Raw genomic sequence first — 15,194 nt, 5'->3', positions numbered from 1 at the left:
AGCGCAGCACTCTAGAACGGAGCAATCGCAAGCATCGCTACGAATACGATGCCAAAGCCCACGATCCCAGCCAGATAGATAGCCTGGCACATGCGGTATGTGCGGTCGCGGCCAAAGCGCGCGATCACCGCACTGGCACCCTCCTCGCGCATCGCAGCAACAAGCTCCGCGCTTTCGAGCATAGACCCCTGCTCTGCCTCGGCACGCGCAGCGCCCTCACGGCCATAGAGCGCGAGGACGATCCCCGCCAGCTCAAAAGCGCCTCCCGCACGATAGGCATGCGACATGCGCGCGAGGTGCGACCAGCATGTGCATACCGGGTATAGCGAGATCGCGCACGCAAAGAACAGGTCGGAAAGGGGCTCGGTCGCCACCGCGATCACATGGTGCCGCTCACCCGCCGCAACAAGAAGCAGGCCGAACACCGTAAAGAAGAACGCGGTGCCCAGATAGCGTAGGAGCTGGCCCTTGAGCCCGGTAAACTCGCTGTCGCGCTTCCCGATTACAGCTTGCAGCGTCTCCATGGTGCCTCACCTTTCCTACCGCTCGTGCATCGGTCGCAATGCCCGCCGCACGCCCTGCATGCCTACACCCTACCCCGTTCTACGCGCAAAACGGTTAAAGGCATGTCATGGGTTGGTAAAGTCGGCACCGCTCAGCAGGCAATATCGGCCGCCCGCCGCCTGACTCCCGTGGAACAGGTAGCGACCGGCGCAATCCATAGCCCCAAACGACCCGGCACAAGATATTCGTTCCACTTTTGGGAATATCTTTTTCAGGATGTGCCCGTACGCACGCGAAGGAGCGTTCGAATCCTGCGGATTTCCTAGCAGCGGGCAGCGCTTTCCAACGGCTCCGAAAAGATATTCCCAAAAGTGGAACGAACAATCGATTCACGCAGCCAGAATCGACCGCGAGGCGATGAGCAAGGGCTATCCGAAGCGATCGCCCACATTTTTCTAGAAGAGCATCCTAGGCCAGAGATTCGCCCTCAGTTCTGCAAGCTCATCCCGCGATACGAGATTCCGCATGAATCTAAGATCCGCTTGGAAATCTGGTTGCTTTCGGTGCCGTCGTACTTGTCGCTCAGGTACACGACCTCGCCGATGCCCACCTGCGCGAGGATCTTCGCGCACTCATGGCACGGGAACAACGTGACGTAGATGGTCGCGTGGTTGAGGTCTTTGAGCGACCCGCGGTAGTTGAGCACGGCATTTGCCTCGGCATGCACCACATAGCTGTGCTTGTCCAGCAACGGATCGTCGCTCACGCCCCACGGGAAGTCGTCGTCGTTCAGCGCGGACGGAGTTCCGTTGTACCCCACCGAAAGGATACGGTGGTTCGTGTCGGCGATGCACGCCCCGACCTGCGTGTTTGGATCCTTGCTCCGCAGCTGCGCAGCCACCGCCACGCGCATGAAGAACTCGTCCCAGGTAATGACATCGTTGCGCTTGTCAGGCATGGTCACTCCTCATAACACATACGGCACAATGACTGGCTCGGTCCGAAGCGCCCCGGGAGCACGCCCTTCGGCCGCACCGAAAGCCCGGTCTCGTCCAGCCGCGAAGCCAAGACCGCCGAGCCTCTCGGCAGGCGAACGGGCACCGGCCCAGGAATGCGTGCACGAGCACCGGCCAAGCTTGCGCGCGCGGGCGCCGGCCTCCCTCGCGGCAAGCACGGACAGGCGCCGGACCTCCGCCCTATTGTGCCCCATTCTCGTCTAGTGCTGGCGGTAATGCTCGAAGAAGTCGGCAAGGTCCGTCATCGCCTCGCGCAGCACCTCCATACGCGGCAGGTACACGATGCGGAAATGGTCGGGCTTGTCCCAATTAAAGCCGCCGCCGCGCGTGATGAGGATGCGCTTCTGGTGCAGCAGGTCGAGCGCGAACTGCTCATCGTCGGTAATATTGAACTTCTTGACATCCATCTTGGGGAAGATGTAGAACGCGGCCTTGGGCTTCACCGCGGTGATGCCATCGATGGCGTTCAACGCCTCGTACACGTAGTTGCGCTGCTCGTACACGCGGCCGCCCGGCACGATGTAGCTCGTCACGCTCTGGTGGCCTCCGAGCGCCGTCTGCACGATGGACTGCGCGGGCACGTTTGAGCACAGGCGCATGTTGGACAGCATGTTGATGCCATAGATGAAGTCGCGCATGCAGCGTTTGTCGCCCGAGAGCACCATCCATCCAATGCGATAACCTGCGATCATATGGCTTTTCGACAAACCGGAGAAGGTCACGCACGGAAGGTCGGGCGCAAGCGATGCGACGGAAATGTGCTCGTAGCCATCCATGCAAAGACGGTCGTAAATCTCGTCGGAGAGAATCATGAGCTGGTGGCGGCGGGCAATCTCGACAATCTGCTCCAAAATCTCGCGCGGGTAGACGGCGCCCGTGGGGTTGTTGGGATTGATGATGACGATGGCCTTGGTGCGCTCAGTAACCTTCGCCTCCATATCTGCAATGTCGGGGCACCACTCGGCCTGCTCGTCGCACACATAATGCACCGGCACGCCACCGGCGAGCGTGGCGCACGCGGTCCAAAGCGGATAGTCGGGGCTGGGAATGAGGATCTCGTCACCGTTGTCGAGCAGCGCATTCATGGTGAGCTGGATGAGTTCGGAGACGCCATTGCCGGTATAGATATCCTCCATGCCCACGTTGGGCAGGTTCTTGATCTGCGCGTACTGCATGATGGCCTTGCGCGCAGAGAAGAGCCCGCGCGAATCCGAGTAGCCCTCGCAGTCGGGCAGCTGCTGGCGCATGTCGGTTACGACCTCGTCCGGCGTGCGGAAACCAAAGGGGGCCGGATTGCCGATGTTGAGCTTCAGGATACGCAGGCCTTCCGATTCCATTCGGGCGGCCTCGTCGGCCACGGGGCCGCGAACATCGTAGAGAACGTTATCGAGCTTGGTAGACTTTTTGAACTCACGCATGGATGCGCTCCTTTTCGGGTTGGATGTGAAGGAGTTGCTGGCGGCCGCAGGCCGCGCGGAAGCTCGCGTCACATCATCCGCAGGCGCGGGGGCCTCGTTAACGTCGCCCATCTTAGCTGGACCCGAAGCGGATTCCTGCCAAGCCCCGCGCGTTACCGAATTGGCGCCGTCCGCCGAATGGCTTTCGTCAACCATGGGGCCCATGCCATCTGCCAGCCACACTTCACGCACGTCGAGAACCTGCGCAAGCAGCGCCATGACATTGCGACGCGGCACGGTCTTCCCACTTACATATTGACTGACCTGGCTTTTTCCGAGCCTGCCGCCGTACTCGGAAGCAGCGTGAATTACATCCGCCTGTTTCATTCCGGCGCGGGACATCGCCTCGATCAGCCGTGCGGAAAACGCCTCTTGGCGCGCCATTTGTCCTCCTTTAGTTCAATTTAGATTGAACTCTTTTGGTAAGTATGCCATAACATTAGGTTTAAAGTTCAATTTATATTGAACCTGTAGCTCTGAGCACGCAGACTCCATGCTTTTTGAACAATTCCCGGACTGAGACGCATCAACCCGCAGCCGAAGCAATGCCGCTAGATTGAAAGCGAGCCATTTCGCTGGGCAATTCTTAAAACATTGCGCAAAACTGGATAACTTTGTCGATTTTCGGCGCTGACAAAGGCTGGCGGGCATGCAATTTGGGCCAAAAAGCCGCCGCGGAGACCCTTCGCGGGAGTTTTCACAGGAATTAATCTCGATAAAGCCCCGTGCACAGAGCATCAATCGCCAGAAATCGACATTTTTAGCCAATTCCTCTTCCAAATCAACGGATACAGTCTAAGGCTGCCGCGATACGGTAAAGCCATCGCAATCAAACGCTACCGATCGCCACAGCCGGCTCCCAGCGACAAGTGCATGCGGCGCTGCAACGGGCGGCGCCCCAATAGCGGCGGGCACGGCCCGCGGCGCACCGGGCGCGATCTCTCATAACGGTGGTATGTGCGACAGCGCAACGACCAGGCTCGTACGCAACAGCGAGCACACCCGTAGTACAACGGTCGTGCGCCGCCATGGCGACGAACCTGCTCAGCAGTACGATCCGCTATCCCAAATCTATGTGATATAGCTCTTTATACGAAGCGCCCTCTTGGCTCAACTCGCTCTTAAAAAGCGCTACCCGATAGGCACGTTCCGGATCCGGAAACACTAACTCCGGCAAGTCACCTTGAGGCAGCCGGGCGCGACGTGCTAGCGTAATATGCGGTCGAAACGCCTTGCGGTCGTAGGCGATGCCCCGCTCTTCGAGTCCCGAGCGAACCGCCTCGGCTAAAGCGCGAAGCTCCTCGGTTAGCGCAATGCCCAGCCAGAGCGTCGCGTCATGCGGGCGGCCGAAGGTGCCCAAGCCATCCGAGGAAAGCCGCACCGCCCCGCAGCGCTCGCATACCTCGTCAAGCGCGCTAATAGCACGAGCCGCTTCCGGCTCACCAATCTCTCCCAAAAACGCCAAGGTCAGATGGTAGGTCTCTGGCTTCATGAATCGCCCGGCAACAGCAGGCCGGAGCTGCCGGGCCAATGCGGACACCTCGCCCGCAAACGGCTCAGGCAACTCCAATGCAACAAACGCCCTCAAAGGTAAATTACCCCTTGTTCTCTAAACCCGCTCGAGCCAATTCCAGCGGCAGAAGCGCTGTTCGCGACCGCCTCGGCAGCAGGCGCGCCGCCCACCGCAATCCCGACAGCAGGCACACCACCCACTGCAATCCCGGCGGCGGATACGCTACTCAAACCAACCCGGCGGCAAGCGAACTACTCGCGGCCGTCCCAACAGTAGGTGCAAACCTGCGCGGGGTCGATGCCGATGGCCTCGAGCATGCCGGGCAGACTCTGGTAGCCCAGGGAATCGAAGCCAAGCTGCTCGCAGATGCGCTTAAGCATGCACTTGCCGCGCTCGGTCGAGCTGTCGGCGTATTCGTCGAGGTGCTCATCGCCCTCCGGCCCCTCAAGCTCGCGCACCACGCGGCGGGCGATAAGATCTTGGTCGCTCTTGCCGCGCGAGAAGCTCAGATATTTGCAGCTAAACATGATCGGCGGGCACGCTGAGCGCATGTGCACCTCGGCGGCACCGGCCTCGTACAGGAAGTCGACGGTCTTTCCCAGCTGCGTTCCGCGCACGATGGAATCGTCGACAAGCAGCAAGCGCTTGTCGCGGATAAGCTCCGGTACGGGAATCTGCTTCATCTCGGCGATGCGGTCGCGCACCTCCTGGTTGGTCGGCATGAACGAGCGCGACCACGTGGGCGTGTACTTGATGAACGGCCGCGCGAAGGTGGCGCCGCACTCGTTAGCGTAACCGATGGCATGCGGCAAACCGGAATCCGGCACGCCCGCCACATAGTCAACCTCGGGCAGCGTTCCCGCCATAGCCTCGTCGCGCGCCATGATATGACCGTTTCGATAGCGCATGACCTCGACGTTCATGCCCTCGTAGTTCGAATTGGGGTATCCGTAGTACACCCACAGGAACGCACAGATCTTCATCTGGTCGCCCGGCGCCACGAGGCTCTCGTAGCCATCGCTCGTCACGCGCATGATCTCGCCGGGACCGAGCTCGCACTCGTCCTCATACCCGAGCTTGTGGTAGACGAAGGACTCGAACGAGATGCAGTAACCCTGGCCCTCGATATCGCGGCCGATCAGCACCGGCAGGCGGCCCATGCGGTCGCGTGCAGCGTACACGACGCCATCCTCCGTCATGACGAGCAACGTGAGCGATCCCTGAATGGCCTTCTGCGCAAAAACGATGCCCTCGACCAGGTCGTCTTTCTGGTTGATGAGCGCCGCGACGAGCTCGGTGTGATTGACTGCACCGGAGCTCATTGCCATGAACTGCGCGCCGCCCTGCTCGAAATACCGCTCGATGAGCTCGTCGGCGTTGGTGATGGCACCGACCGTCGTGATGGCAAAGGTGCCGTGGCGGCCGCGAACGAGCAAGGGCTGGGGGTCGGTATCGGAAATGCAGCCGATGCCGCTCGTGCCGTGGAAGCGCTCCAGATCCTTATCGAAGCGAGAGCGGAACGGCGTGTTCTCGATGGAGTGAATCTCCTTCTGGAAGCCGCCCGTGCCCTCGCAAAAGACCATGCCCGCACGGCGCGTGCCCAGGTGAGAGTGGTAGTCCACGCCGAAAAAGACGTCCAGCACCACATCGCGCTTCGAAACCGCGCCAAAGAATCCGCCCATCGCTCCCCCTCATATATGACTGATGATGCTGCCATTATACGTGAGCCATTCCTTCGCAGCGCGAAGGATATGAATAGCGCGGAAAGACGCATGGCGAATGCGCGCGCTTCCCGGCAGCCGGGAGCAAGCCACGCCGCTCACCCCCACCGGCTCTCTGCCGCGTGCCCCTTGCTCCCATTTCACCGAGCCCCCTCGCTCCTTCCGTCGCGCGCGACGCTCGCCCGGTGGGCCCCACGCTCCTTCCGCCGCGTGCTTTCCGCCGCGCCCCTCGCTCCCTCGCCCCTTTCAATCGCGCCCCACGCCGGAAGACAGCGCGAGGCCCTTGTCGATGCGAACTTCGCCCCCGCGCCCACATGCTCTAGCGTTGAAAAAAAAAAGCAGGTGTATAATCGCGCGCGAATCGCGGCACAATGCCGTTATTCCATAGTGGAGGAGGCCAACATGGACGAGTCTCTGATCGGAATCATCGTTGCAGCGGGGTGCGGGCTGCTTTGCGCTGGGCTCGGCGCGTATATGGTCGTAACAGGCAACCCCTCACTTCTGCATAGCTATCATTATGCGACCACCCCGCTCGCGGACCGCCCGGCGCTTGCGCGCGAATCGGGCGCCGGACTCATCGTGACCGGTGTGGGCTGCGCACTCATGGGGCTTTCGGATTTCTTTGGAGTCTGGGCAGGCGTAGCGGGCATCGTGCTGCTCGTCGCCGGTATCGCAATCAACCTTATTTCCATCATCAGGCATAACGGCTCGCTCTTCTCGTTCCCTTCAAGCGAGGAAAAGGCACATGGAGGGCGTGGGCTTCACATCGGCCTCAATACCGGAGGCGGCGTCGTCCTAGGCGCAATCATCGGCCTCGTTTGCATCGTGCCCGGCGTCTATATGATCGCGACTGGCGACGTGAGCCTGCTTCACAGCTACCACTACGAGCATATCGCCGCTGCGGACCTGCCCGCGTTCTCGCTCATCGAAGGCCTCTCGATGATTGGCCTCGGCATCGGCCTTGCCATCTGCTTTGCCGCGGGCGGACGCATGACGATGCGCCCCACCCCGCTCTGGGCAAAGGTGCTCATGGCTGTGGGCGGCGTGATCTGGGGCGCGAGCCTCATCGCCCTAATCGTCGCGATCCCCACCTTCGGAGGTTCGCTGTCATAGGATCCGCCCGAGAGGCGGGCCACAGGCCGAACGCCCGACGCTCCGCCTCGCGCGGCATCGACATTCCTCGTCCTCTGCGCCAGCATCGCACCCGTAGCGAGACAGTTGTGCCGGGTTAAACTGTCTCATAATCGTCATGCCTGAGTGAGACAGTTTAACCCGGCACAACTGTCTCACGGCTACGCCTCTGCGTCGTCCCGCTCGGCAGCTTCGGCGATGCGCGCTTCCTCGAACGCCTTCTTCATGGTAGGGTTGCCGCGCGTGAGCTTCTTGATGGTGAGACCCTGCGCCTTGTCGTTCGCCAAGCGCAGGTTGCGGTCGCTCGAGAGCAGCGCCTCCTTGGTCTTCTGCAGGTGGCTGATGGTCTTATCGATCTCCTCGATCGCCGTCTGAAACTTGCGGTTCGCCAGCTCGAAGTTGCGCGAGAACCCCTCTTGGAACGCCTCCAGCTTGGACTCGAAGTTCGTGACGTCCACGTTCTGCTGCCGCATGATGGCGAGCTCCTGCTTGTAGGTAAGCGCGTTCATGGCGGCATTGCGCAGAAGTGTGATGAGCGGGATGAAGAACTGCGGGCGGATTACATACATCTTTTCGTAGCGGTAGCTCACATCCACGATGCCCGTGTTGTAGAGCTCGCTCTCCGGTTCCAGCAGGCTCACCAGCACCGCGTACTCGCACTTCTTCTTCGTGCGGTCCGCATCGAGCTTCTTGAAGAAGTCCTCGTTCTTATGTTTGGTGGCCGTGGCATCGTTCTCGTTCTTCATCTCGAACATGATGGAGATGATCTCGTTGCCGTCATCGTCGCATTCACGGAAGATGAAATCGCCCTTGGAGCGGCGCGAGCCGTCCTCGCCCTCCACGGCGTCGTTGTCTTTCTCGAAGTACGCGCGCGGGAAGGCCGTCATGCGCAGGCGGTTGAACTCGGTCTCGCAGTGTTGCTCGAGCGTCTCGCCCACCATCTTGGTAGACAGGCGCACCTTCATGTCGCGCAGGCGCTCGATTTCCTCGTCCTTGTAGCGAATGAGCGCATCGCTCGCCTTCTTGGATTGCTCGAGCTCAAGCGCGTGCGAGGCCTCGAGCTGCTGGCGCTCGCTTTCGTGAAGCGCGCGCTCGCTCGCAAGTGCCGAGCGTGCCTCGTCGCGCTCGCGCTCCGCCGCCGTAACCGCCTGCGCTACGGCAAGCTCCTGCCTCGCCGCATCGGCGGCAATCTGCTGCCTGAGCTTGGAAATCTCGGCATCCTTAGCGGCAATGCCCCGGGAAAGCTCCTCGCGCGTCGCAGCGCGCACGTTCTCAAGCGCAACCGCCTGCTGCTGGGCAGAAGCCTCGGCCTGAGCCTTGAGTCGAGCGATCTCGGCATCGCGAGCGGCGATATCCTCCTGAAGACGCCGAGCTGCCTGCGCTTGGGAGAGCTCCGCCTCCGTCTCTTGCTGAGCCAACTTCGCCCGCAGCTCGTCGCACGTGTGCTCGAGCTCCGACAGCTGCTGCTGAGCGTCTCGCTGCGCCTGCGCCGCAGCGCGCTCTTCAGCGAGCCCGCGCTCGTTCGCCGCGGACGCAAGCTGTGCCTCGAGTTCGGCGATGCGCGCATCGCGCCCCGAAACGGTTTCCTGAAGCTGGCGCTCGGCCTTCTGTTCGGCAAGCTCCACCGCTGCCGCACGCTCGCGCTCCATGATGCGCTCGCGCTCGGCGAGCTGACGGGAGAACTCCTGGTCGCGCACCTGGCGCGCGATATCCGCATACCCTTGTTCGTCTACCTGGAACACCGTACCGCACTGGGGGCACTTTATCTCGTTCATAAACGGACCTTTCTTCCAAAGACGCCTGCGCCCATGGTTCCTTTTACTGGAATCAGTCTACCCCGGCATGCGGACAGAAAAATGCGGCGCTGGCCCGGAGAACTAACGAAACGTATGTAGACGAGCAGACGAACCGTACCTGTCCGCCACGAACGCCGCACGTCGCGGGCGGTTAAGGTCATCGGACGGTTAAGGCTTCCCCGTGCGTTCGGGCGGGATTCGGACGAGCCCGGCGCGTGTCTGCCGTTCCCGGGCCGGACTGGGACATCGCCTGTGTTCTCGGGCAGGATTCGGACGCGCGCGGGACGTTTTGCCATTCTCGGGCGGGATTCGGACACGGCCAGCGTTCTCGGGCGAGATTCAGACGGAACAGGACCCTCGAATGTCCAAATGTTGCCCGAAGGCAGCAAACATGTCCGAATGCCGCCCGAAAACAGTTAGAGTGTCCGAATGTCGCCCGGCGCAGAAGAGCAACGGCGGATGCCGCCCAGCAACGCCGTCAGTGATTGGGTGAGACAGTTTAACCCGGCACAACTGTCTCCCTGTTCATCCCGAGGTACGAGCGCAGCGCGTCGAGCGTAGCCTTGCCGTCGCGGCGTCCGACCTGGTACACGCGGTCGAGAATCGCCGGATCCTTCACCGAGAGCGGCGTCTTGACCGATTCGCTCGGCCGAATCACGAACACCTTGCCCTCGCGCTCCAACCGCGCGAGCTCGTCGAGTTGCGCGTTGTAGCGCTCATGGCGGTTGTCCAGAAGCTCAACCAGCTTGGGATACCGGCGCAGCAGTACGCGCAGCGCGGGCATGAGGCCGTTGGGCTCCTTCCGATACCCCTCGGGCTGCGTACACACCACCACGCAGCGGTCGTAACCCTGATCGAGCATCCAGCGGAAAGGGATGGAATCGGCCGTTCCGCCATCAAGCAGCAACCGCCCTTCCAGCTCAACGGGGCGAGAAAGCGCCGGAATCGCCGACGAGGCGCGCATCCACTCCACGTCCTCCACGTCACCGCGGTTCACGTCGTGGTACACCGGCTCGCCGGTTTGGATATCGGTCGCCACCACGGTGAATCGCATGGGGTTGGCAGCATAGGTCCCCACGTCGAACACATCGAGCTCCCAAGGGAGGCGCCCGAAGGCGAACTCCCGATTGAAGAGATTCCCCGTGGTAAGCAAGCTTCTCATGCCTGCATAGCGGGGATCGTTGCAGAACCTTTTGTTATAGCGAACCGCGCGCCCCAACTGGCACGACTTGAAATTGCACCCGAAGGTCGCGCCCGCGGAAACTCCCACCGTATGCGTGGCCCCTATGCCCTCCTCGAGCCATACGTCAAACACGCCCTCGGTATAGTGGCCGCGAAAACCGCCACCCTCGAACACCACGCCTACCGTATGCGGCAACGCACCAAACTTGGGGCGCTCGCTCGGCTCCCGCACATCGGAAAGCTTGTAGTCTGCACCCGAGCCAACAATGTTGGGTTCTTTCGCCTGTACCATGCCATACCTCACTTAATCATGGCTTTTGAGTATAGCGCGGCGCATGAAAAAGGTAGTCGGCTTCCTCGGCACCTTCGTCGCCCGTCGCCGGGCAGGGCTGACAAGCCGCGCCGCCCATCGCCCCATGGATTCTTCACGGCCGCTTAAGCCAGGCTTCACTGCTGTGGAAAGCCCATGCAGGGCAGCGGTTCACCGTAGAATCGAGAGAGTGCCGATAAACGGAAGGGGGCTAAACCATGGCAGAAACAGTCTTGATCGTAGAGGACGACCGGGATATCGTCGAGCTGCTGTCGCTCTATCTAACCGGCAGCGGGTACGACGTCGTCACTGCTGGAAATGGGGAAGATGCTCTCGAGCAACTTCAGCAGCACCCTGCCGATATCGCGCTTGTCGACATCATGATGCCGCGCATGAACGGCTACGACTTCATCAAGGCCCTCCGCGCCACGGACAACATCCCCGTCATCATCATCTCGGCTCGCACGCAGGCTGCCGACAAAATCGTGGGGCTTGACGCTGGGGCGGATGGATTCATCGCGAAGCCCTTCAACCCGCTCGAGGTCACGGCGCAGATTCGCGCCCTCCTGCGCCGCCGGGCCACCGATGTTGCCGACGCCCTCGCCGCAGCCGGCCGCACCGCCCCCGCCGCAGATGAGGCGTGTGCTACCGCACCATCGGAAGGCGAGGCATCCCTTCCAGGACCAGACACCTCTTGTCCCAGCGATCGCGCGGCTGCAGAGAGCGCCCCCGCGCCTTCAACCCCCTCGCAAGACGGCGCGCATGTGCTTCGCGTTGGCGACCTCGCCTTTGACACGGAACGGCTCGAGCTCTTCAAAGGCGGCACGCCGATTCCGCTCACCGCCGCCGAGCTCAAGATCATGGCAACCTTCATGGCCGCCCCTGGTCGCGTTTTCAGCAAAGCTCAGCTCTATGCATGCATCAACGGGGAGAGTTTTGCCGGCAGCGAGGCAAGCGTGATGGTTCATGTCTCCAACATCCGCGCCAAGCTGGAAGACGACCCGCTGCGGCCGGCATACATCAAGACCATCCGCGGTATGGGATACAAGATCGATGGCTAGCGAATTCGAACACACGCCCTCCTCCCGCAGTCCCCTGCATCGCCTGCGCAAGAGCATCGCCCTGCGCTGCCTCGCCGGCCTTATCGTCTACGCAGCGCTCCTAGCACTCGTGCTCTGGGGTATCAACCGCGCTAGCGAGAATCTGTTCGACAGCGCCTTTCCCTCCATGGAAACCGTGCTGACGTATGCCGACGATCTGGAGCATGACCGCTTCGATGCGCTGCAGACGCAAGCGCTCGAGCACTGCAGGATCGTCATCTTCGACGGCGACGGCACGCGGCTCTACGCATCGAGCGCACGGGCAGCGGAGAAGATCCATGCCTCCGACCTCGACCTCATCAGCGAATACGATGAGCAGAGCTTCTACGAGGTATTCCAGGAAAGCACCGTCGACGGCCTGCACTACCGCATCGTGCAGTGCACCTACAGCCTCGAAGACGGGTTCACCAAACGCATCACGGCGTGGTGCGAGCTCGACGAAAACCTAACCGTGGTGGCCGGCGATCTATTCGCCGATCGCGGTGCGCTCACACAGCGCGAATTCGACTTCCTGCAGGGCGTCTACAGTGCGCAGATGTCTGTGGAGCGCGTGAGCTACCAGACCGTAGACGGCGAAGAGCGCATTCTCGTGCTGGCCGCCCCGCTCGTAAGCGACATTCGCTACCAGCAAGTCATAGACGAAGCCAACCGCCTGCCGCTCCTTGCTACCCCCGCGGCGCTCGTCATCACCATTGGCTGCGCATGGTACCTGGTGGGCGTCGCGAAACGCGCGACGCGCCCGCTGGACCGCGCGATCAACGCCTACCGCCGCGGAGACGAGCAAGTGGACGCGGCGACCGACGTTCCCACCGAGCTCGTGCCCATCTACGACAACTTCACCGACCTCATGGACGAGCTGCGCGAGGCGCGCGAGGACGGCCAGCGCATCATCGCAAACATCTCGCACGACCTCAAGACGCCGCTCACCGTGATCTACGGGTACGCACAGGCCTTCCGCGACGGGCGCGTTCCGCCGGAAAAGGAGCAAGACTACCACCGCATCATCGGAGAGAAGGCGCTTGCCGCAAGCGAGCTCATCGACACGCTCTTCGCCTATGCCAAGATGGAGCACCCCGAATACGCCCCGAACCTCGAGCCATGGCGCGTAGACGAGCTGGTACGCTCGGTGGCGCACGAGGCGGAGGCCCAGGTAGAGCAGGCAGGCTGTTCGCTCTTCGTGGTTCCCGAAGGCGCATCGCTCGCGCAGGCCGCACGGGGCGACGAGAACCTTGACATGGCGACGAGCAGCGCCGAGCCCATCGCCCGCATAGACCGGCAGCTCTTCCATCGGCTGCTCATGAACCTCATCAGTAATGCTTGCGCCCACAACCCTTCGGGCACAAGCATCTATCTCGCCTGCGAGGTCGACGCCGGGCGCGGCCTCGTGCGTGTGCGGGTGGCCGACACCGGCACGGGAATCCCCGACCATATCGCCTCGCACGCCTTCGACCCCTTTGTGACCGAAAACGCCGCACGTTCCACCAACGGGGGAACCGGCCTGGGCCTCACCATCGCGCGGCGCGCTGCCGAGCTCATGGGTGGCACGCTCACCCTTTCCCCGAACCCTCCCCGCCCGTGCGCTACGGAGTTCGTGATCGAACTGCCCCGCTGCACGGAAGAGTGAACGCTGCGCGCGGTCGGCTTCCGTGCGATGCTCGGCTTCATCGTCGCGGCGGTCGTGGTGAACGCTGCGCGCGGTCGGCTTCCATAAACCGGTTCGCACCCACCGCGTGCGAACCTAAAGGCTGCCCAACCGCACGCGGGGTCGCAGTGCGCGCGAACCTAAAGAAACCTTTAGCAAGCGTTCAGGTGCGCTAAAGCTTCCCTTCCCATACTGGAATCCATCGAACCGACCAGTTGGAGGAAGCAATGCACACGACGGCGCATACACCGATCGAATACCTTGAGCGATCTGCCCGGCTGTTCCCAAGCAAGACCGCAGCGATCGACGAGTTTGGCACCTGCACCTATGCCGAGCTGCTCGAGCGCAGCCGAGCCATCGCTCAAGGCCTTCTTGCCGCAGACGCGCGATCGAACGCCTCCGGCAGCCCGGGGATCCGCGCTGCGGGCTCCATTAACGCGCCCGCGCCGCAGCCCGTCGTCGTCTTCATGGAGAAGCGCATCGATATGCTCGCCTCCTTCCTCGGTGCCCTCATGGCGGGCCGCTTCTACGTGCCGGTCGATCCCAGCGTGCCTGCAGAGCGAGCGAGAAATGTCTATGCCACCCTGGCGAATGGGAAGCCAGAAGAAAACGGCCCGGTCGTGATTGCGAACGCCGATACCATAACCGCCGCGCGTGCAATCTTTCCGGAAGGCCGCGTAGCGCTCGTGGATGACCTGCTGCAGCACACGGTCGATAGCGCGGCGCTCGAGAACGTCGCGCGCTCTTTGGTGAGCAGCAATCCCGCCTACGTGCTCTTCACGTCTGGATCGACCGGCATGCCGAAAGGTGTGGCCGTGAGCCATCGCTCCATCTGCGGGTTCATCGATGCATTCGTGGAAGCCTTCGGCATCCGCGACGATGACGTCATCGGCAACCAGGCGCCGTTCGACTTCGATGTCTCGGTCAAAGACATCTACGGCGCACTCGCGACAGGCGCCACGATCGTCTTGCTGCCGCGCAGGCTGTTCAGCGCCCCCGCGCAGCTGGTAGATGCCCTTCGCGAGCACGAGGTCACGGTCATGACCTGGGCGGTGGCCGCGCTCTGCCTCGTGAGCAGCCTGCACGGCCTCGACCACGCCCCGCTGCCGAGCGTGCGCCTTGTCCTGTTCTCGGGCGAGGTCATGCCGCGCAAGCATCTCGCACGCTGGCTAGAGCACCTGCCCGAGGCAACCTTCGCGAACCTCTACGGGCCTACCGAGATCACCTGCAACTGCCTCTATCACATCGTGGATCGCAGCCGCGCCTACCTTGACGGCCTGCCCCTGGGCGAGCCGCTCGGCGACCGCCGCATCCTGGTGCTGGACGAAGGCATGCAGCCCGTTAGCGAGCCCGGACAGGTGGGCGAGCTCTATGTGGGCGGCCCGAACATCGCGCTCGGCTACTACGCCGACCCCGCTCGCACGGAGGGCGCCTTCATGCCGAACCCCATCCCCGGAGCGTTACCGGAAACCGTATACCGCACCGGAGACCTCGTGCGCATAGGCGAGAGCGGGGAGCTCTTCTTCAGCGGGCGGGCGGACAACCAGATCAAGCATCAGGGCCACCGCATCGAGCTGGAAGAGATCGACGCCGCCTTCGAGCGATGCCCCGGTGTCGAGCGCTGCCGTTGCGCCTATAACGAGCGCTTCAAACGCATCCATGCGTTCTTCGAAGGCTCGGCCGAAATCGATGAGCTCCGCCGCGCCGTGAGCTCGATGCTCCCTGGCCCCATGGTGCCCGCAAGCATCGAGCGCGTGGAGCGCATGCCGCTCACCAAGAACGGCAAGGTCGACCGCCGCGCGCTGCTCAACGCGTGACACTT

The 15,194-nt window shown here is 62.3% G+C and carries 11 protein-coding genes; 4 read left to right on the top strand and 7 right to left on the bottom strand.

Annotated elements, in window-relative coordinates; genetic code table 11:
- Positions 1–11 precede the first annotated feature (11 nt).
- From AC1VS5_RS01300 to AC1VS5_RS01280, 5 genes are all read right to left on the bottom strand, one after another.
- Positions 12–524: a hypothetical protein gene (locus AC1VS5_RS01300; RefSeq protein ID WP_022348704.1), complete on the bottom strand. Its 513-nt coding sequence runs from the start codon at positions 522–524 to the stop codon at positions 12–14.
- A gap of 467 nt (positions 525–991) precedes the next feature.
- Entirely contained in the window at positions 992–1,462 is a 471-nt protein-coding gene (locus AC1VS5_RS01295; protein ID WP_022348705.1) for a deoxycytidylate deaminase, read from the bottom strand.
- Between the two features lie 258 nt (positions 1,463–1,720).
- A complete protein-coding gene (locus tag AC1VS5_RS01290) occupies positions 1,721–3,361 on the bottom strand; it encodes an aminotransferase class I/II-fold pyridoxal phosphate-dependent enzyme (protein ID WP_481217431.1) in 1,641 nt (546 codons plus the stop codon).
- Positions 3,362–4,037: 676 nt separating this feature from the next.
- The gene (thpR, locus tag AC1VS5_RS01285; protein WP_481217430.1) at positions 4,038–4,565 is read right to left on the bottom strand and encodes an RNA 2',3'-cyclic phosphodiesterase; all 528 of its coding nucleotides are present in this window, start codon (positions 4,563–4,565) and stop codon (positions 4,038–4,040) included.
- 176 nt (positions 4,566–4,741) lie between these two features.
- Positions 4,742–6,172, bottom strand: a complete 1,431-nt coding sequence (locus AC1VS5_RS01280) for an amidophosphoribosyltransferase (protein WP_019129079.1) — start codon at positions 6,170–6,172, stop codon at positions 4,742–4,744.
- A gap of 441 nt (positions 6,173–6,613) precedes the next feature.
- Here AC1VS5_RS01280 and AC1VS5_RS01275 point away from each other — a divergent pair, with 441 nt between their 5' ends.
- Positions 6,614–7,324, top strand: coding sequence for a hypothetical protein (locus tag AC1VS5_RS01275; protein WP_481217429.1), 711 nt, complete (start codon positions 6,614–6,616; stop codon positions 7,322–7,324).
- Between the two features lie 179 nt (positions 7,325–7,503).
- Here the strand turns inward: AC1VS5_RS01275 and AC1VS5_RS01270 are convergent, their stop codons facing one another.
- Both AC1VS5_RS01270 and AC1VS5_RS01265 read right to left on the bottom strand, forming a co-directional pair.
- On the bottom strand, positions 7,504–9,117 hold the full coding sequence (locus AC1VS5_RS01270) for a DUF2130 domain-containing protein (protein ID WP_481217428.1): 1,614 nt from the start codon (positions 9,115–9,117) through the stop codon (positions 7,504–7,506).
- Between the two features lie 520 nt (positions 9,118–9,637).
- Complete coding sequence (locus AC1VS5_RS01265; protein WP_481217427.1) at positions 9,638–10,612, bottom strand: patatin-like phospholipase family protein; 975 nt, start codon at positions 10,610–10,612, stop codon at positions 9,638–9,640.
- Between the two features lie 236 nt (positions 10,613–10,848).
- On the opposite strand from AC1VS5_RS01265, the gene AC1VS5_RS01260 reads away from it, so the two are divergent.
- The 3 genes from AC1VS5_RS01260 to AC1VS5_RS01250 all read left to right on the top strand — a co-directional run bounded on the left by AC1VS5_RS01260 (position 10,849) and on the right by AC1VS5_RS01250 (position 15,189).
- A complete protein-coding gene (locus tag AC1VS5_RS01260; RefSeq protein WP_481217426.1) occupies positions 10,849–11,691 on the top strand; it encodes a response regulator transcription factor in 843 nt (280 codons plus the stop codon).
- Positions 11,684–13,354 (top strand): sensor histidine kinase, encoded by a 1,671-nt coding sequence (locus tag AC1VS5_RS01255; RefSeq protein WP_481217425.1) that lies wholly within the window; start codon positions 11,684–11,686, stop codon positions 13,352–13,354. The genes AC1VS5_RS01260 and AC1VS5_RS01255 overlap by 8 nt, the downstream gene beginning before the upstream one ends.
- Positions 13,355–13,599: 245 nt before the next feature.
- Positions 13,600–15,189: an amino acid adenylation domain-containing protein gene (locus AC1VS5_RS01250; RefSeq protein ID WP_481217424.1), complete on the top strand. Its 1,590-nt coding sequence runs from the start codon at positions 13,600–13,602 to the stop codon at positions 15,187–15,189.
- The last annotated feature ends 5 nt before the right edge of the window (positions 15,190–15,194 follow it).

It is taken from the genome of Enorma sp. (assembly GCF_982429025.1).
The sequence above is the reverse complement of the archived record's forward strand: the minus strand, read 5'-3'. Positions and strand labels throughout refer to the sequence as shown.